Annotated in this window: 14 protein-coding genes; 3 read left to right on the top strand and 11 right to left on the bottom strand. The window is 71.8% G+C overall.

The annotated features are described in order from the left end of the window. Nucleotides 1–29 precede the first annotated feature (29 nt). On the bottom strand, nt 30–2,987 hold the full coding sequence (locus IEY96_RS17780) for a M4 family metallopeptidase (protein WP_189195916.1): 2,958 nt from the start codon (nt 2,985–2,987) through the stop codon (nt 30–32). Between the two features lie 380 nt (nt 2,988–3,367). On the opposite strand from IEY96_RS17780, the gene coaD reads away from it, so the two are divergent. Then, nucleotides 3,368–3,832, top strand: coding sequence for a pantetheine-phosphate adenylyltransferase (gene coaD, locus IEY96_RS17775; RefSeq protein WP_189195915.1), 465 nt, complete (start codon nt 3,368–3,370; stop codon nt 3,830–3,832). Nucleotides 3,833–3,966: 134 nt separating this feature from the next. Here coaD and IEY96_RS17770 read toward each other — a convergent pair whose 3' ends face one another. The 7 genes from IEY96_RS17770 to IEY96_RS17740 form a co-directional block, all read right to left on the bottom strand. Next, on the bottom strand, nt 3,967–5,847 hold the full coding sequence (locus tag IEY96_RS17770) for an L-lactate permease (RefSeq protein ID WP_189195914.1): 1,881 nt from the start codon (nt 5,845–5,847) through the stop codon (nt 3,967–3,969). 56 nt (nt 5,848–5,903) lie between these two features. Next, nucleotides 5,904–7,325 carry a (Fe-S)-binding protein gene (locus tag IEY96_RS17765; protein WP_189195913.1) on the bottom strand — a complete coding sequence of 474 codons (1,422 nt, stop codon included), beginning with the start codon at nt 7,323–7,325 and terminating at the stop codon, nt 5,904–5,906. After that, the gene (locus IEY96_RS17760) at nt 7,325–8,572 is read right to left on the bottom strand and encodes an FAD-binding oxidoreductase (RefSeq protein WP_189195912.1); all 1,248 of its coding nucleotides are present in this window, start codon (nt 8,570–8,572) and stop codon (nt 7,325–7,327) included. Before IEY96_RS17760 ends, IEY96_RS17765 begins: the two co-directional genes overlap by 1 nt. After that, complete coding sequence (locus IEY96_RS17755; protein WP_189195911.1) at nt 8,572–10,044, bottom strand: FAD-linked oxidase C-terminal domain-containing protein; 1,473 nt, start codon at nt 10,042–10,044, stop codon at nt 8,572–8,574. Before IEY96_RS17755 ends, IEY96_RS17760 begins: the two co-directional genes overlap by 1 nt. A gap of 29 nt (nt 10,045–10,073) precedes the next feature. Beyond that, nucleotides 10,074–11,657, bottom strand: a complete 1,584-nt coding sequence (gene aceB / locus IEY96_RS17750) for a malate synthase A (RefSeq protein ID WP_189195910.1) — start codon at nt 11,655–11,657, stop codon at nt 10,074–10,076. 167 nt (nt 11,658–11,824) lie between these two features. Further along, a complete protein-coding gene (locus IEY96_RS17745) occupies nt 11,825–12,448 on the bottom strand; it encodes a dihydrofolate reductase family protein (protein ID WP_189195909.1) in 624 nt (207 codons plus the stop codon). Beyond that, nucleotides 12,445–13,359 (bottom strand): alpha/beta hydrolase, encoded by a 915-nt coding sequence (locus tag IEY96_RS17740; RefSeq protein ID WP_229791662.1) that lies wholly within the window; start codon nt 13,357–13,359, stop codon nt 12,445–12,447. Before IEY96_RS17740 ends, IEY96_RS17745 begins: the two co-directional genes overlap by 4 nt. 85 nt (nt 13,360–13,444) lie before the next feature. On the opposite strand from IEY96_RS17740, the gene IEY96_RS17735 reads away from it, so the two are divergent. Next, nucleotides 13,445–14,200, top strand: a complete 756-nt coding sequence (locus IEY96_RS17735) for a PIG-L deacetylase family protein (RefSeq protein WP_229791661.1) — start codon at nt 13,445–13,447, stop codon at nt 14,198–14,200. A 198-nt stretch (nt 14,201–14,398) separates the two neighbouring features. On the opposite strand, the gene IEY96_RS17730 is transcribed toward IEY96_RS17735, so the two are convergent. From IEY96_RS17730 to IEY96_RS17720, 3 genes are all read right to left on the bottom strand, one after another. Then, a complete protein-coding gene (locus IEY96_RS17730) occupies nt 14,399–14,785 on the bottom strand; it encodes an MmcQ/YjbR family DNA-binding protein (protein WP_189195907.1) in 387 nt (128 codons plus the stop codon). 229 nt (nt 14,786–15,014) lie between these two features. Beyond that, a complete protein-coding gene (locus IEY96_RS17725) occupies nt 15,015–16,526 on the bottom strand; it encodes a peptidase M16 family protein (RefSeq protein WP_189195906.1) in 1,512 nt (503 codons plus the stop codon). 100 nt (nt 16,527–16,626) lie between these two features. Next, nucleotides 16,627–17,565: a hypothetical protein gene (locus IEY96_RS17720; RefSeq protein ID WP_189195905.1), complete on the bottom strand. Its 939-nt coding sequence runs from the start codon at nt 17,563–17,565 to the stop codon at nt 16,627–16,629. 363 nt (nt 17,566–17,928) lie between these two features. Between IEY96_RS17720 and IEY96_RS17715 the strand changes: the two genes are divergently transcribed. Beyond that, nucleotides 17,929–18,879: an NADP-dependent oxidoreductase gene (locus IEY96_RS17715; protein ID WP_229791660.1), complete on the top strand. Its 951-nt coding sequence runs from the start codon at nt 17,929–17,931 to the stop codon at nt 18,877–18,879. Nucleotides 18,880–18,988: the final 109 nt, after the last annotated feature.

The raw sequence follows: 18,988 nt of genomic DNA, 5'->3' as shown, positions 1-18,988 counted from the left end.
GTCGTGCATCGCGCTCCCCTAGCAGCGTTTCACTTGCAGGACTTGGCGCCCTTCGCGTACGCCAGGCCGAAACCGCCCGCCGACGAGTCCATGAAGATCACCTCGCGCCCCGCGCCCGCCGTCGCGAACATCTGCGCGCCCGGGCTGCACGACGCCGGACCGACGTACTGTCCGTTGAAGGTGTACTGCCTGAGCTTCGGGTTGAGCGAGTTGTCCGGGTAGCCCCCGGTCCCGAGCCAGAGGTCCACGGGGGCCTCCTCGGTGATCGTCAGGGTCGTGTCGGACAGCGTGAGGACGTCGGCGCGGATCGCCTGCGGCGAGTTCTCCTCGAAGAGCACGTGGCTGGTGCCCGTGGCGAAGTCGAAGAGCCGCACGGAGTCGTTGAACGTCCCCTGGCTCCACTGGCCGTCGACGTAGGAGCCGTAGTCGCGGTTGATCACCCAGGCGACGCCGGTGCCGGACACCTGGGGGTAACTCATCGTCTCGGCGCCAGGGTCACCGCCGGCGAAGGTCGTCGTCCCCATCGCGACGTCGTACACCTCGACGCCCAGCGACCACCAGATGCCGTTGGCGTCGGGCTGCGCGTAGTCCTCGTACCGGACGTAGGAGATCTTCCCGTTCTTGACGCTCGGCGCCGTCGCGTTCCCGAGCCAGTCGGGGTGCGCGAGGGTGTGGACGGTCCGCGAACTGCCCTGCAGGTAGCGCACGACGTCGCGGTACCCCTGCGTCGGCTCGTACTGGCTCCACGCGACGACGGTGCCGTCGAAGCCCAGGCCGTCGATCCGGTACGGCGAGCTGTAGAGCTCCTCGACGCCCCCGCCGCCGACGGGCGCGGACAGAATGCGGTTGGTCTCCCACGTCGGCGAGTCGGGGTCCGCCTCGATCGAGAGCCACACGACCCGCTTGCCGTCGGTGTGCGGGAAGCTGTGCATGTTCCCGTCGTCCGGGGAGATCCGGTACGGCGCGACCTTGCCGTCGGTACGGCCCACCCAGATCGACGGCGGCTGGGTGTGGTTCGCGTCCGATCGCGGCACGGTGAACCAGCCGCCGGCCATGCTCGCCGTCATGTCGACGTACATCCCGGTGTTGAGCCGGTCGACCAGGAGGTCGGTGTTCTTGCCGTACAGGTCCGCCTTCCACTTCGCGGTGATCCCGCGCGAGTCGAACGCCGCCCGCACCACCTTGAGGTCCTCCTGGCTCAGGCCGGAAGACTTGGCGGAGGCGAGCACCGCGTCGCGGGCGTCGACGAAGTCGGACATGGGCGTGAGGTACTCGGTGAGCGCCCGGTAGACGATCTTGTCGGCGACCGCGCCACCGAACGCCTGGCGCAGGTCCCACAGCGCCCCGGACACGATCGTCGAGTTGAGGTGCACGCCGCCGTCGTCCATCTGCGGCGTGTCCATGAGGTGCTGGAAGTCCGCCGTGGTGGCGCCGTCGTCGAGGTTGCGCAGGGCGCACTTGGTGGGCGCCAGGGTGCGGCAGAGGTCGCCGCCGATCAGGCCCGCCTCGGGGTCGGACATCGACGTGCCCGCCGCGTCGAGGTCGATGGCATTGCCGAAGTAGTCGGCGATCGCCTCGTTGAGCGCCCCCGGCTGGCCGGCGTAGACGAGGTTGGCGGAGTTCTCCACCACACCGTGCGTCATCTCGTGGCCCACGACGTCCGGGTCGGCGGCCAGCGGCAGGTACTCGTCGTCGCCGCTGCCGTACACCATGCGGGTGCCGTCCCAGTACGCGTTCACGAACGGGTAGCCACCGTAGGTGATGCCGACGATCGAGTTGATCGGCATGCCGTCGTCGTCCAGGCTGTTGCGCCCGAGCTTCGCCTGGAACCACTCGAACACCTTCGCGGCGTCCCAGGCCGCGTCCACGGCGCCGGCGTCGGTCAGGTCCGCGCCGAGGGTGCTCGATGGCGACGCGAACGGTCCCACGCCCTCGGGCAACTGGCCGTCGAGCAGCTCGTAGTAGTCCCGGCCCCGAGCGTCCCAGGTGGTGATCGGCACCGTCCGGCCGTCGGGGAGGGTGTGGGTCTGGTCGATCATGAGGTAGGAGTTCGCGTCGTCGATCCGGACGAGCGGGACCGACACCGTGCCGCCGTGCAGGCTCTTGCCCTCGCCGACGACCGGCGTCGTGCCGTTGCCCGACGGGGACGGCTGCGTCACGGCCCGCGGCGCGACGGCGGTCCCGCCGGCGGCCAGGGCGGCGGCCTGCTGCGCGGTGGCGAAGGGCTTGATCCGGCTGACGCTGAGCAGCGTCACCCCGTTCGTCGCGCCCACGTACACGTCGCGGAGCACGGGCTGACCCGTGACGACGTCCTTGCCCTTGACGAGCACACGCCGCGCGAGCACGCCGGTGCCGGTCGGCATGACCACGAGCCCCTGGTCGGTGCCGCTGAGGTCGGCATGGGCCGCGTCGGGCGTCGTGCCGGGCCGCGGGGCGCCGGCCACGACGGCCGCACCAGGGTGCAGGCTCTTGCGCACGTCCTCGACCGCTCGGGAGATCGCGACGTCCGCGGGCATCGGGGTGCCCGTCGTGTCGACGTCGAGGTCCGTGAAGTAGCTGCCCGACGTGCCGGTCACCGCGCGCTTGCCGGCCTTCTTCTCCATCCGCACCACGTACTGGGCGCCGAACACGGGCAGGCCCTTGTACTTCTGGTTCAGCCGGACCGTCTCCCGCGCGCCCTGCGTGTCGACGCTCGCTGTGGTGAGCGTGCCGGCCGGGTCGGCGATCTTGTAGCGGTCCTTGTGGCCCGCGAGGTGGGCCTTGGCGGCCTTGTCCGGTGCGATCGTGGCGTCGACCGGGTCGGCCAGGTCGTCCACGAGCGCGGGGGTTTCTGTAGCGGGCGCCACGGTGGCCGGAACGGAAGCTTCCGCGGCGGTCGTCGTGCCCGTCGGCGACGGGGTCGCCGCGTTCGCGGCCTGGGCGGTGGTTCCGAGGAGGGCGGCCGCCGCCAGGATGGCGAGGGCAGGTGGTGCCTTGAGTCTGCGCATCTGTGCTCCTGCAAGGTGGTCCAGCGCCCGGCCGACTCCTTGCGGCACGGGGTTCGCTCACCCTCACCGCCGTGTCGGCACCGACACAAGAACGACTTTGCGCATCTGCACAAGTCAGAAGCTCCCCGATGGAGAGCCGGTCCGAAGGGCGCAGTCAGGCGAGTGCCAGACGTGTCCACGGCGCTGTGACATATCGCCCACGCCCAGGGGCCAGCGAATCCGACAGCCGATACCTACAGTCGGGCCATGAGCACCGATAAAGGCGTACGGGTCCGGCTCCGCAGGCATGGAGCCGAGCAGATCGCGCATCCCGGGGGCAACCTGCACGCCCACCTCTGTCGAGTCAGCATCATCCGCGATGCGCAGCGGGTCTTGCGGCCGTGACACCCGAACCATCGGCAGGGCCACGTTCGACAGCAGAAACCCCCGGTCGCGTACGTGTGCGAGCCGTCTACCCCGGCACCTTTGGTCCCTTCACTCCCGGGCATTTTAATGTGGTGAACCGGGCACGTGACCTGTTCGACGAAGTGGTCGTGCTCGTCGCGGTCAACAGCAGCAAGCATCCGGGCACCGACGAAGAGGAGCGCGCGGCCGCTGTTCGGGCCATTCTGCCGGTCGAGTGGACCTCCGTCACCGTCGCGGCCTGGAGCGGGTTGACCGCCACCTACTGCCGTCGCCATCACGCAGGAGTGATCGTCCGCGGCGTGCGTAACACCACCGACCTTCAGACCGAGTATCAGCTCGCCGCGATGAACCAGTCGCTGGGTGTCCCCACGGTATTTCTGCCTGCACAGCCCGAACTGGCCGCGGTGTCTTCGACTGTGGTGCGCACGCTGGGGAAGTGACCTTCGTCCACGCAACCGTAGAGCGTGCAGGGCTCCCCCGGCCGGATGGGCGCAGCAGCCCGCCGAGCCGGAGCGGCGACGAGACCAGCCCGGGCGCCACGTGATCCGTGGCGCCCGGGCGGTCGGACCTGCGATCAGGGCACCATCCAGCTCAGGACCGGGGAGCCCTGGAGCGCGACGAGCACGCACATGAACAGCAGCAGCACGAGGCTCCAGCCGAACACCTTCCGGAAGATCTCCCCCTCTCGGCCGGCCATGCCGACCGCGGCGGCGGCGATCGCCAGGTTCTGCGGGCTGATCATCTTGCCCAGCACCCCGCCGGAAGAGTTGGCCGCGGCCAGCAGCAGCGGGTCCAGCCCGGCCCGGGCCGCCGTCTGCACCTGCAACGCGCCGAACAGGGCGTTGGCGGAGGTGTCCGAGCCGGTCACCGCGACGCCGATCCAGCCGAGGATCGCCGACAGGAAGACGAACGCCCCGCCGGCCGCGGCGAGGAACGCGCCGAGGGTGTTGGTCTGGCCGGACTGGTTCATCACGTACGCCAGGGCGAGCACCGCCATCACCGTGACGATCGCGTAGCGCAGCTCGACGTAGGTGCGGCCGTACGCGCGCAGCGCCCGGCCCGCCGAGACCCGCAGCACCAGCGCGGTCAGGATGCCGGCGAGGATCATCAGGGTGCCCGCCGCGGGCAGCCAGTTCAAGGTGAACGTCACCGAGGACAGCGGCTTGCCGTTGCCGCCCAGGATGTCCAGCCCCGGCCAGGGGAACTTCACCGTCCACGGCTCCTTCGCCAGGGCCGTCTTCACCGCGCCGAGGTTGGCGATGGAGAAGATCGCGATGATGATCAGGTAGGGCGCGTACGCCCGCGCGATCTCGGCCGGGGTGTCCGCGATCCGCCGGCCGCCGGCCGTGGCGGCGCGCACCTGGTCGGTGGGCCGCGGCTCCAGGTCGTCGTCGCGGTGCCGGCCGACGGGAGCGGTCTCGTCGATGCGCGGATCACCCGGCGAGGTCTCCCCACCGGAACCGCCCAGTCCGGGGGCGGCGGTGCTGGTCGTATCGGAGCGGGTGCCCGCGGCGGCGCGGACCGTGCCGGGTCCGGCCATCTCCGCGGCGACTGCCCCGCGGGCGGCCGGCACGGCGGCGGCCTCCGGCTCGCGGCCGAGGTCGGCGGGGGTGACCGGGCGCCAGACGCGGATCAGCAGCACCACGGCGGCGGCCGAGACCAGCGCGGCGACGATGTCGGTCAGCGGCACCGAGATGTAGTTCGCCGCGACGAACTGCGCCAGGCCGAAGCTCACCCCGGCGACCAGCGCGGCTGGCCAGGTCTGGCGGATGCCGCGCCGCCCGTCGACCAGGGCCACCAGCATCAGCGGTACGACCACCGCGAGGATCGGGGTCTGCCGGCCGACCATCGCGCCGAGGGTGTCGACGGTGAGCCGGGGGTCGGGGTTGGCGCCACTGCTGACGCTGGCCAGCGTGACGATCGGGGTGGCGAGCGCGCCGAAGGCCACCGGCGCGGTGTTGGCCAGCAGCGACACGGAGGCGGCGTGGATCGGGCGGAACCCGAGGGCCATCAGCATCACCACGGTGATCGCCACCGGCGTGCCGAAGCCCGCGAGGGCCTCCAGCAGCGCACCGAAGCAGAACGCGATGATGATCGCCTGGATGCGCATGTCCGGGCTGACCCGTTCGAAGGAGCGGCGCAGCACGTCGAAATGCCCGCTCTCGACGGTGAGGTTGTAGACCCAGATCGCGTTGATGACGATCCAGAGGATCGGGAAGAAGCCGAAGGCGGCGCCCTCGGTGGCCGAGAGCACGGCCTGCCCGATCGGCATGGCGTAGACGGCGATGGCCACGATCAGGGCGACCACGAGCGAGATCACGCCGGCCAACCAGGCCTTGACCTTCATGACGCCGAGCAGGACGAAGAGGGTGAGCAGGGGTAGGACCGCGAAGATGGCCGAGAGCGCGACGGAGTCACCGACGGGATCGGTGACGACCTTGAACTGGTCGAACATGGGTCACCTCGACGCTGTGGGGGGACGGGGGTCAGCGGTGACGGTGGATCTCGCCGTCAGGACGGGGTTCGCTGGTGCAGCAACTCCTCGACCCCTCGTCCGCGGATCGAGGCGTCGAGGACCTGGGCGGTGTGTGCCAGCGCGATGTCGCCGCCGGCGCGGGTCACCGAGGCGGCGACCTGCATGAGGCAGCCGGGGTTGGCGGTGACGAGCAGCTGTGCCCCGGTGGCCAGTACGGTGCGGGCCTTGCGGTCGCCGAGTTCGGCGGCCGGCCCGGGGTGGAGGATGTTCCAGATGCCCGCCGAGCCGCAGCAGATCTCTGGATCGGCGATTTCCCGCAGCTCCAGCCCGGGGATGTCGCGCAGCAGCCGGCGGGGCTGCGCGCGGATGCCCTGGGCGTGGGCCAGGTGGCAGGCGTCGTGGTAGGCGACCGTCACCGGTAGCGGGTGCCGGGTGGCGACCTGGCCGAGCTCGACCAGTACCTCGGAGAGGTCGCGGACCTTGCCGGCGAAGTCGGCGGCGAGGTCCGCGTACCGGGGGTCGTCGCGCAGCAGGTCGCCGTACTCCTTGAGGGTGGAGCCGCAGCCGGCCGCGTTGACCACGAAATAGTCGATGCCGGCGGCGGCGAACGTGTCCACCATCCGGCGGGCGAAGCGGCGCGCCTCCTCCTCCCGTCCGTTGTGCGCGCTCAGCGCCCCGCAGCAGCCCTGCCGGTCGGGCAGGATCACCACCTCGCAGCCCTCGGCGGCGAGCACCCGGGCGGTGGCGGCGTTCACCTCGGGAAAGAAGGCGCCCTGCACGCAGCCGGTGAGCATGCCGACCACGGCCCGCCGGTTGCCGACGGCCGCCACCCGCTGCGGCGGGCCGGCGGCCCGGCCCAGCCGGGGAGCCAGCGACTCCACCGTCGCCAGGGTGGGTGCCAGCCGGCGCAGCAGCCCGCTCCGGCGAACCAGCCGGGGCAGGCCGGTGGCCTGGTACGCCCGCAGCGGCCCGCGCAGCAGCCGCAGCCGCCTCCGGTACGGGAAGAGCGCGAAGATCGCCGCCCGCAGCGCCCGGTCCCGGGGGCCGCGGCTGTGCCGGCGTTCGACCTGCTGGCGGGTGGCCCCGATGAGCCGGTCGTACTGGACGCCGGAGGGGCAGGCGGTCACGCAGGACATGCAGCCGAGGCAGCGGTCGAAGTGGGTGACCATGGAGTCGGTGAGCGGCTCGCCCTCCAACCCCTGCTTCATCAGGTAGATCCGCCCGCGTGGTGAGTCCATCTCCTCGCCCCACAGCACGTAGGTCGGGCAGGTGGGCAGGCAGAAGCCGCAGTGCACGCAGTCCCCGACCAGCTCGGCGGACGGCGGGTGGTGCTCGTCGAAGGCGCCGACGCCGGGCGGCTGGGCGGCCGCGCCGAGCACGTCCCGGGGACCGCTGGCCGGCTGGCTCCCGCCGGGTGAGGTGACCGGGGTCGGGCCGGGCTGCTGGGGGATGCTCATCAGATCCCTCCCACGAATCGGCCGGGCGCCAGCCGGGCGTCCGGATCGAAGCGCTGCTTGACCCGGCGCATCAGCTCCAGGCCGTGGACCGGTCCCCACGGGTCGACCCGGTCCCGCACGGGCGCGGGTGCGGTGAGCACCACCGTGTGCCCGCCGACGGCGGCGGTCGTCGCCCGGAGCGCGTCCACCAGGCCGGCGACCCGCTCCGGGTCGGATGCGCCGGGCAGGCCGGCGTAGAGGACACCGACGCCGGCCGAACCGCGCAGCGCCAGCGGCAGGTCGTGCCGGTCGGCCGCCGCGCGGGCATCGCTCAGCAGCCGGGGTACGCCGGAGAGCGCGGCGGTCAGCTTCAGGCCGACGTCCCCGTCCCGCCACGGATAGCGTGCCCAGCCTTCGGGCGGCTGGTCGGCCTCGGTGGCGTCGGCGCCGAGCAGCCGGCGGGCCGCGGCGGCCCGGGCGGTCACCCCGGCCGGGGTGCCCTCCAGCAGCACGGTGACCATCGCCCGCTCGCCGGCCGGGGCGTCCACCTCCAGCGCGGTGGGTGCGAGCTGGGCCGCCCGTACCGTGCCGGCCAGGCGACCGGCCTCGGCCAGGTCGTCCACGGCGCGGGAGACGTATGCGACGGTGGCGGGCAGCGGGTGCAGCCGGAACGCGCACTCGGTGATCAGCCCCAGCGTGCCGTACGCGCCGGTGACCAGCTTGCCCAGGTCGTAGCCGGCGACGTTCTTGACCACCTTGCCGCCGGCGTGCGCCACCACCCCGTCCACGCGCACCAGGGTTACCCCGATGAGCAGGTCGCGGACGGTTCCGTAGAGCATCCGGCGCGGGCCGCTGGTGTTGGTGGCGACGGCACCGCCGACGGTGCCGCCGGGCAGCGGTGCGTCGAGGGCGAGCTGCTGCCCGGCGCCGGCCAGGGTGGCCGGCAGCTCGTCGAGGCGGGTGCCGGCCCGGACCACGGTGATCAGGTCGCCGGCGGCGTGCTCGACCACCCCGGTCAGGGCGGTGGTGTCGAGGATCAGGTCGAGTCGACGGGGTGGGCTCCCCCAGTCCTGCTTGGTGCCGCCGCCCCGGAACGTGACGGCCAGGTCGAGCGCGGCTGCCGCGCGCAGCAGGTGGGCGGCCTGGCCGGTGTCCCGGGGCGCGGCGACGTAGCGGGCCGGCACCCCGTCGATGGTGTCGTGCTCGCCGGCGGTGCGGACGACCTCGGCGGCGGCGCGGAGCTGGTCGAGGGTCCGGTCGGCGGGCATCAGAACACCTCCGCCAGGCCGGCCTCCTGCGCCGGGTGGAGCCCCTTGCGTCGGCCCGGCACCTCGCCGCAGAGGCGGGGTGTCGGGAATACCTTGCCGGGGTTGGCCAGCCCGTCCGGGTCGAACGCGCAGCGCAGCAGCTGCATCGTGTCCAGGTCGTCGTCGGTGAACATGCGGGGCATGTACTTCGCCTTGTCCATGCCCACGCCGTGCTCCCCGGTGATCGAGCCGCCGTGGGTGATGCAGAGGTCGAGGATCGCGCCGGAGACCTCCTCGGCGCGGACGGTCTCGCCGTCGACGGCGGCGTCGAAGAGGACCAGCGGGTGCAGGTTGCCGTCGCCGGCGTGGAAGACGTTCGCCACCCGGATGCCGCGCTCGGCGGAGAGCTCGCCGATGCGGCGCAGCACCTCCGACAGGGCGGTCCGCGGAATCACCCCGTCCTGGACGATGTAGTCCGGGCTGATCCGCCCCACGGCGGCGAACGCGGACTTGCGCCCCTTCCAGAACAGCGCCCGCTCGGCGTCGTCGGCCGCGATCCGGATCTCGAACGCCCGGTTCTCCCGGCACAGGCTCTCCACCTGCGCGAACTGGGCGGCGACCTCCGGTTCCGGCCCGTCCAACTCGACGATCAGCACCGCCCCGGCGCCGGGCGGGTAGCCACAGTGCACCGCCGCCTCGGCCGCCTCGATGGCCAGGGCGTCCATCATCTCCACCGCCGCCGGCACCACCCCGGCCGCGATGATCGCCGAGGTCGCCGCACCGGCCTGGTCGGTTGTCTCGAACGCGGCGAGCAGGGTGCGCACCGACTCGGGCAGCCGGGTCAGCCGGACGGTCACCTCGGTGGCGATGCCGAGGGTGCCCTCGGAGCCGACGAACGCGCCGAGCAGGTCGTAGCCGGGGGCGTCGGGGGCGCGGCCGCCGAGGCGTACCCGGTCGCCGTCCGGGGTGACCAGCTCGACGCCGAGAACGTGGTTGGTGGTGAAGCCGTACTTGAGGCAGTGGGCGCCGCCCGAGTTCTCCGCCACGTTGCCCCCGATGGAGCAGATCTGCTGGCTGGACGGGTCCGGTGCGTAGTAGTAGCCGTACGGGGTGGCGGCCCGGGTGACGGCCAGGTTGATGACGCCGGGCTGCACCACCGCCCGCTCGTCGTCCGGCGCGATCTCCAGGATGTCCCGCATCTGCGAGGCGACCACGAGGACGCCGTCGGCGCGGGGCAGGGCGCCGCCGGAGAGCCCGGTGCCGGATCCGCGGGCCACGAACGGCGTACCCGCGGCGACGCAGGCCCGCACGACGGCGGCGCACTGTTCCGCGTCCGCCGGGAGCGCCACCAGCGCGGGGATCACCTTGTACTGGGCCAGCCCGTCGCACTCGTAGGTGCGCAGCTCCTGCCGGTCGCTGATCACCCGGTCGGCGCCGATGGCGGCCCGCAGGGCGGCGGCGAGCGCGTCGATGTCCGTCGTGGTCGTGCTCATCGCCACCTCCGCGTCGCGTCGGTCGTCGGTCAGGGCATCCGTTCGTACGCGGGCACGGTCAGGAAGTCGGCGAAGTCGTCGGCGACGGCGACCTCCATGAACAGCGCCTGGGCTTCGGCGTAGTCACCGGGAGCACCGGGCAGTTTCCCTATCTCCTCGTCGGCGATCCGTTCGACCAGCTCCCGGGTGACCCGCTCACCGGTGTCGTCGAGGGTGACGTCGTTGTGCAGCCACTGCCACACCTGGCTGCGGGAGATCTCCGCGGTGGCCGCGTCCTCCATCAGGTTGTAGATGGCCACCGCGCCGGAGCCACGCAGCCAGGTGGCCAGGTACTGCACGCCGACGCTGACCGCGTTGCGCAGCCCGCCCTCGGTGTGCTGCCCGGGGGTGGACCGAACGTCGAGCAGCTCGGCGGCGGTCACCCGGACCTCGTCGCGGGTGCGGTCGAGCTGGTTTGGCCGGTCGCCGAGGACCTGGTCGAAGACCTCCCGGCAGATCGGCACCAGGTCGGGGTGGGCGACCCAGGATCCGTCGAAACCGTCGCCCGCCTCCCGCGTCTTGTCGTCCCGGACCTTCGCCAGCGCCGTCTCGTTGACCTGTGGGTCGCGGCGGCTGGGGATGAACGCGGCCATCCCGCCGATGGCGTGCGCCCCCCGCCGGTGGCAGGTCCGCACCAGCAGTTCGGTGTACGCGCGCATGAACGGCACCGTCATGGTCACCGAGTTCCGGTCGGGCAGCAGGAAGTCGGCGCCCCGGGTGCGGAACTTCTTGATCACGCTGAACATGTAGTCCCACCGGCCGGCGTTCAGCCCGGCGGAGTGCTCGCGCAACTCGTAGAGAATCTCGTCCATCTCGAACGCGGCCGGGAAGGTCTCGATCAGCACGGTGGCGCGGATGGTGCCGCGCGGAATGCCGAGGCGCTCCTCGGCGAGCAGGAAGACGTCGTTCCACAGTCGCGCCTCGAGGTGGCTCTCCATCTTGGGCAGGTAGAAGTAGGGTCCGGCGCCGCGGTCGAGCTGCCGGCGGGCGCAGTGGAAGAAGTAGAGGCCGAAGTCGACCAGGCTGCCGGAGGTGCGCTCGCCGTCGACGAGAATGTGCTTCTCGGTGAGGTGCCAGCCGCGCGGCCGGACCACGATGGTGGCCAGCTCACCGTCGTGCAGGGCGTACTGCTTGCCGTCCGGCGAGGTGAAGTCGAGCTTACGGTCGATCGCGTCGCGCAGGTTGAGCTGGCCTGCGATGACGTTCTCCCAGAGCGGGGTGTTGGCGTCCTCGTGGTCGGCCAGCCACACCTTCGCCCCGGAGTTGAGCGCGTTGATGGTCATCTTGGCGTCCGTTGGACCGGTGATCTCCACCCGGCGGTCGACCAGGCCCGGCGCGGGGTCGGCGACGCGCCAGTCGGACTCGCGGATCTCCCGGGTCTCGGGCAGGAAGTCGAACAGCGCGCCTTCGGCGAGCTCGGCCTCGCGCCGCTTGCGCCGGTCGAGCAGTTCGCGACGGCGGGCGTCGAAGGCGCGGTGCAGGTCGGCGAGGAAGCTCAACGCCTCGGGGGTGAGGATCTCGTCGTACCGGGGGTGGATCGGCCCGGTGACTTCGATGCCGGCAGGGTTGGCCATCGACTCGCTCCTCACCGCGATATCTGTCGTGATCTATCCGGTGGTGCTCCAGCCGACTGTAGTTCTCGCTGGTCATGGCCGCGAGTTGAGCGACGGCACAGTGGCCGGGAACGGTCGGTCCACTGCGGCGAGCGGTGCCTGACGAACGGCGAACGGTCGGGTCGGGCTCAACGCACGACGGCGTACCGCACATGAACCGCGTACGGCGAGTGGTGGACCGAGAGGATCTTGAGGTCGATGTCGCGGTCGAAGCCCTCGAAGAGCCGCTTCCCGCGGCCGAGGACGACCGGGGCGGTGGTGATGCCGAGTTCGTCGACCACCCCGGCCGTGAGCGCCTGCCGCATGATGTCGGCTCCCCCGCCGATGGCGACGCCGCCGTCGCCGGCCGCCCGCCGGGCCGCTGCCAGCGCTTCCTCGAACCCGTCGACCATGAGGAACCCGGTGCTCGGGTCGGGCTGGTCCGCGGTGCGGTGGGTGAGGACGACCATGGTGCCGCCGAACGGGTTCCGGCCGCCCCAGGCGCCGGCGCTGTCGTACATGCCCCGGCCGCACAGGCCGGCGCTCGTCCCCTCGAGCAGCGCGTCGAAGTAGGCACGGTCAGCGTCGGTCATGCCGGCGCCGGGTTCGCGTTCCGTCTCGTAGGTCCACGGACCGCCCATCACCCAGTAGTGGAGCCGCTCGCCGCCGATGCCGAGCCCCTGGCCCGCGCGATCGTCGGGACCGGTGACGTAGCCGTCCAGTGACACGGTGATGCCGGCCTTCACGGGGCCTCGCCGTCCGGTGGTGCTCATGCTTCCTCCTCCGACCAACGGTGCAGCACAGCGGCCAACTGGGCCAGGGCGACATGGGCGGCGTCGAACAGGGCCAGCTTCCGCGGGAAGTTGTGGATGAGCCCCTGGTACCGGGCTGCGGTGACGGGAACGCCCGCCGCCAGCAGCCCGGCGGCGTACCGTTCCCCCTCGGCGGACAACAGGTCGAGTTCGGCGGTGACGAGCACGGCGGGCGGCAGGCCGGTGAGGTCGGCCCGCAGGGGGTCCAGGTCCGGCTGCGCACGGTCCACGCCGGGTGGGGCGAACGCGTCCCAGAAGAACCGCATCTCCTCCCGGTCCAGGCCGTACTCGTCCAGCGCCGGGTAGTCGGCCGTGGGGTCGATGACCGGGCAGACGAGGATCTGTCCCGCAAGCCGGATCCCGGCGTCCCGGGCACGCCGGGCGGTCACCGCCGCCAGGTGCCCTCCCGAGGAATCACCGGCCACGGCTGTCCGACGCGGGTCGAGGCCGTGCCGAGGCGCTTCCGGCCCGCGCACCCAGGTGAGCGCGCGCACCATGTCGTCCACCGGGGCCGGGTACGGATGTTCGGGCGCGAGCCGGTAGTCCACGGAGAGAACCGCCCAGCCGGACGCGGCCGCCAGGTGCCGACAGAGCCCGTCGTGGGTGTCCACGCCGCCCATCACCCAGCCTCCGCCGTGCGCGTAGAGGACCACCGGCAGCGCGTCGTCATCTCCGTCGCGGTAGAGGCGGGCGGGCACGCCGCCGGCGTCGACCGTCATCACGGACCGGATCGCCGGTCCGTTGCCCACCTCGGCGGGAGTCGCCTGGACCATGCTGAGCCGTGCCGCCGGCAGGTTGGCCCGGGTGAGCGGGACACGCTGCTGGACTCGCATCGCCGCCCGCGCCTGCGGGTGGAGCCGACTGGGGTCCACCCGGTCAGTATCGCCGGCCCGGCGGATGTCAGTGTTGCCGACACGGCGGTGCCGGACGGGCGAAGAGGCCGCTACGGTCTGGACCGTGGACGAGCTTCTGCCGGCGCTGCCGGAGGACTGGGACCGCTGTCTCGCGGTGGCCGCACACCCCGACGACCTCGAGTACGGTGCGGCCTCGGCGATCGCCCGCTGGACCGCTCAGGGCAAGCAGGTCACCTACCTGTTGGCCACCCGAGGCGAGGCGGGGATCGACGCGATGCACCCGGACCAGGCCGGGCCGTTGCGCGAGCAGGAGGAGCGCGCCGGGGCCCGGGAGGTCGGCGTACACGTCGTGGAGTTCCTCGACCACCGCGACGGCGTCGTCGAGTACGGTGCGGACCTGCGCCGCGACATCGTGCGGGCGATCCGCCGGCACCGGCCCGACGTGATCGTCTCGGGCGCATTCACCGTCCGCATGGTGGGCGGCATGACCAACCAGGCCGACCACCGGGCAGTGGGACTGGCGACGTTGGACGCCGCCCGCGACGCGGGCAACCGGTGGATCTTCCCGGAACTGGTGGACGAGGGGCTGCCGCCCTGGGGCGGTGTGCGCTACGTCTGCTTCGGCGGCGCCGAGCGCCCCACGCACGGCGTGGATGTCACCGGTGAACCGTTGCGGCGCGGCATCGCCTCGCTGGCCGCGCACGCTGAATACACCCAGGGCCTGGGTGTGGCCGGACCTGAACCCGGGCCGTTCCTGACCTGGGCGGCCCGCCAGGGCGGGCCGGCGCTGGGCGTGGAGGAGGCGGTCCTGTTCGACGTTCACACCCTCACCTTCGAGGGCCCACCACCCTGGCTCTGAGCCCTGCCGGATCTCCGGCGAGCGTGTCGCGCACTCGTGAGACTCCAGTTTGGTCTCGCATGGCTGTCACCCGGGCGCACGATCCGCGGGCCGCCACGTCTCTGACCTCGCCGGTTCCAACTGATCCGGCGGGGCTGCGACCCGGTCAGCAGGCGATGCGGCAGCGCGGTACCGGGCCCAACACGGCCCGACCGGCGCTCAACGTGACGGGTCACCACCGCCGTCATCGAGGTCACCGACGAGCGAGTCTGGGGCACGCATGCACCACGCGTCGGTGACGAGTTCCTTCAGCCGATCGACGCTCACCTGCGTCAGACGCAGCATGACCAGGGGCAAGCCGTCATACGCGGGCGTGGTGAAGAAGACCTCGGGCTCGCCGAGGAGTAACGCCTGCTTCTCCGCTTCGTCGCCCACGTACAGCACCGCGATATCGGTCCGGATGCGGCGCGCCGTACCGGGTCTGCGCTCAGGGTAGGACCAGACGAACCCTTTGTCAGCGACCCGGAAGTCGAAGCCCTCACTGTCGATCTCGACCACGTGAGGCAGCGCCAGCGCCAGGTGACGGATATCAGCCGCGTCAGCCATCGAGGTCGCTCCAGGACACCGCCTCCTGCATCCGTAAAGCCTAACCGCCGCGCTGCCGCCGGCCCCACAGGACCCGACAGGGAGGCGAGCCGCCGGGAGCGGCAGAGCCACCTGCGGACGAGGCAGAATCAATAGTCTTCTGTCGCTGATCGCGCGGCTCGACGCCGGTTCGGGGCGCGGCGATCGGCTCCACCGTGGTTGGGCGCCCGACGGCCGTCCACGGGTGGTGTCACCAGCGACCCATGCGTAGCCGGCCGAAGCCGAGCAGCGCCACCCTGATCACACCGAGTCCTGACAGCACCATCAGGAGCAGTAGCAGGCGTTCGCTCAGCGCGCCGTCCTCCGGCCGCCAGGCGCTCGCCATGCCGACGAAGCCGGCGAGGATCACCGCGGTGAGTACGGCCAGGATGCCGAACTCCACCTTGCGGGCGGGAGGAGCGGTCCGTTGGCTCTGCTCCGGTTGCGGGATGTGATCAGGGTCCCGCTCCGGCATCGGGACGGTGCGGCTGTCGGGCACGGCACGGTCGAGCGCGGCCAGGGCGGCGTCGTCGACCCGGTACAGGGTGGGCTCGACGGCGACGCTGATGCCGTCGGTGCCGATGAAGGTGCTGGCGCCGTCCGGCCACCGCAGCCGGACCGGACAGTCGGCGAACCGTACGGTCAAGGCCTGCCCGGCTTTGGTGACCAGCGAAACCCCCTCGTCGCCGACGACGAGAGCGAGGCCGTCGTCGCCGCGTGACGGGTACCGCCGGCCGGCTACCGGCGACTCGGAGCTGGTGGGCGCCGCCGCCAAGCCGAGGGCGTCAGCGGATACCCCGTACGGCACCTGCAGCAGGGCGTGGGCGTAGGCCTCACCGGCGACCGCGGTCACGTCCGCCGCGGCGATCGAGCGGAGCCGGTCGCCCAGCTCGGCGGCGGTGAACAGCGGCTGGCCGGTGAGCAGGTCGACGGCGGCCGTGGGAAGCCGGGCCATCTCGAAATCGGGATCGTCGAGGCTCGCCAGGGCCATGGTTCGTACCGCGTCGAGTTCCTCCTGGGCCACCCCCGACCTGGCGAGCAGTTTGACGGTGTCGACGAAGCCGTGGAGGGCGGCTGCCTTCTTCTGAGGCAGCGCGTCCACGTACGCGGTGATGGTCGCCATGTCGTCGCCGCGGGGCGAGTAGTCGGTGGTGGCCGTATAGCTGACGCCGCTCTCCAGCCGCAGCTCCCGGTAGAGGGCGCGTTCCAGCACGGCGGCGAAGAGCTGCGCCGCGGCGCCGCGACGGACGACGGTGTCCATGACGACGCCGTTGCCGGCGGCGTGGTAGTAGGCAGGTGTGCCCTGCAGCGCCGAGGTGGGCGGCGGAAGCGGCCGCCGTGCACCGGCGGGCAGATCCAGACGCAGGTCGGCTGGTACGTCGTTGCCCGCCACCCAGAGCACCGCGTTGTCGCGGGTGAAATGCTCGGCGGCCCAGTCACCGAGGTCGTCGGCGGTGACCCGGTGCAGTCCGAACTCGGCGTAGCTCACCTGCCCGTGGCCTTGGGCGCCGTAGCGCCACAGCGGCAAGTTCGCGTTCACGCCGTTGCTGCGGCCGGCCGCCTCGGTCAGCAGGATCTCCTTCTCCACCTCCATGCGCGCGACCGGAAGGTCGGCGAGCGATGCGCAGAGCTGGTGGAAGAGGGCGACCACCTCCGCGGGCGTGCCGGCGGTGTAGAAGTGGCTCACGGTGCTGCCGACACTGGCGTTGGCGTGATGGTCCATCAGCCCGTGCCGATGCAGTGCCGCCGGAACACCAGACCCGCGCGTACCGGCCCTGCTGCCTTGACGAACAGCGCGGGTACGCCGTCGACCTCACATCGGATCATCGCGCACCGGCCCCACGAAGCTTCCGCCGGGCGGTCCTGAGTTCCCGGGGGCTGCCCCAGGGGTAGATGGTGATGCGGTTGCCGAGCGCCGCCAGCCGGGCGGCGGCGCCGGACCGGTCACCAGCGAGCCAGAGGACGTACGAGAAGCTGCACTCGGCCTGGACCCAACCGTGCACGGGCCGGTAATCCGGGTGCCCGACCGACCTGGCCACGGCGTGACGGATCTCGTCGAGCACAGCCGGCGATCGCAGGTGGGCGATGCCCGACTCGTACGCGAACTCCAGGTGGGCGTCGGCCACGGCCGCCGCGTTGAGCGATCCGGGCGGCGACGTCTCGGCGCAGCGCCGCGCGAAGCTGAGCAACTGGTCCAGCGAACCGCCCCACTTCGGGCCCAGCTGCTGGACGTGGGTCAGCTGGGCGTAGAACGGATCCGACCGTGCCTTCGCGGCGCGCTCGTACCGCCGGTTCGCCTCCGCCTGCCCCAACCCGAGGCCCCGGGCGGTGCGCAGCCGCGCCGTCCACGCGGCGATGTTGCCCGGTTCCTCCGCGGTCACCTCGCCGAGCACCCGCTCGGCCTCACGGAGGATCTCGTGGAAGGACGCGAACTGGCGGTTGCTGGTGTACCGGGCGCGCGCCGCCCCCCGGGCCTCCCACGCCATCCACACCAACCGGGCGCCGAGCAACGTACCGGCCAGGGTGGACTCGGCCGGTCCGCCTCCTGCCATCCGCAGGAACGTCTCCACGCCCTTCGTCTCGGCGACCATCGCGGTGGCGACTGTCGGGTCGTCGTGCTCCGGCAGCTGGTCGAAGAAGGCGACGACGGCCGGCCAGTCCTCGGCGTGCAGCGCGCGTCGCAACGGCGCGAGATCGGGGTAGTGGTCGACGAGGTCGTAGCTCGGCAGCCCGAGAAGTGAAGAGATCTTGAGGAGGGGCACGCCGGAGAGCATAGGAGCAGGCGGCCGACCGCGAGTGCACCGCTTGGCCTGAGGACGGGATCGAGCCGAATCTCTGACCCGTCACCATACGTTCGGCCACGAGCGGGCCACACGCACCGAGGGCGCGCGTTCATGACGACGCTGACGTCAGCCGCGGATATCCCCCGTCGTCGCTCATGGTTCCGCGGCGCCTGCGGGGAGGATCGCGAGCCTGGCGCGCTTCTGAGCCGAAGGGGCATGGGTTACGGAAGTCCCACAGGCGCGCTGTCGAACCGCCAGATAATGCGGGAGACAGCCTGCAGTTTCTCCCCAGGGGCGGCCGGCGGGCTGACCGAAATGCCGTCGGGAGGGAGCAGCAGTCGGATGAGCACGATGCACGCCGTGAGAGCTCACACCAGAGGCGGGCCGGAGCAACTCGTGTACGAGGAGGCGCCGCGGCCTGAGCCGGGGCCTGGTGAGGTGTTGGTGGCCGTGAAGGCTGCTTCCATGACACCCACTGAGCTCACCTGGCCGCAGACGTGGACGCACAGCTCGGACGGGTCAGGACCTGAGCGCACCCCGATCATCCCGTCGCACGAGTTCTCCGGCGTCGTCGCGGCGTGCGGCGCGGGGGTGGACAGCCCCGCCGAGGGGGAAGCCGTCTACGGGTTGATCCCTTTCACCAGCGATGGTGCGGCCGCCGAGTACGTCGCCCTGCCCGCGGCCGTCGTGGCGGCCAAACCCGCCACCATTGACCACGACCACGCCGCAGCGCTCCCACTGGCCGCGCTGAGTGCCTGGCAGGCACTGGTGGACCACGCCGATCTGCAGGCCGGCCAGCACGTGCTGGTGCAGGGCGGCGCCGGCGGCGTGGGGAGCTACGTGGTGCAGCTCGCGGCTGGTCTCGGTGCTCGCGTGAGCGCCACGGCGGCGGCGGCCGACCTGGAATTTGTCAAGGGTCTGGGTGCCGAGCAGGTCATCGACTATGCGCACGACCGCTTCGAGGATCACGTTCGCGACGTGGACGTGGTTGTTGATCTTGTCGGAGGAGCCACGCAGTCGCGGTCCTGGTCGGTCCTGAAACCGGGCGGTGTCCTGGTCACCCTCGTCACCCCACCCGACCAGCAGGAAGCAACCCGGCATGGCCTCCGTGGGGTGTACTTCATCGTCGAGCCCGACCAGAACGCGTTGCGTTCCATCGCTGAGCTCGTCGATAACGGCCGGTTGAGGCCGGTGCTGGACCGCGTGCTGCCCCTCACTGAGACGCGCTCAGGTTACGAGGCACTTGAGAAGGCCAAACGGCGCGGCAAGATCGTCATCCACGTCGCTGACTAGTCGCTGCCGTCGGTGCCGCTGCGCGCACCCGCGGCCCGCTGTTCGGGTGGGGGCAGCGAAGGGGTGGCCGCCCGTTACCCTGCACTCTGCCTGATCCTTCACCCGATCG

It is taken from the genome of Micromonospora fulviviridis (assembly GCF_014648395.1).
Classification (GTDB): Bacteria; Actinomycetota; Actinomycetes; order Mycobacteriales; family Micromonosporaceae; genus Micromonospora; species Micromonospora fulviviridis.
This window is presented reverse-complemented; position numbering and strand designations above follow the sequence as displayed.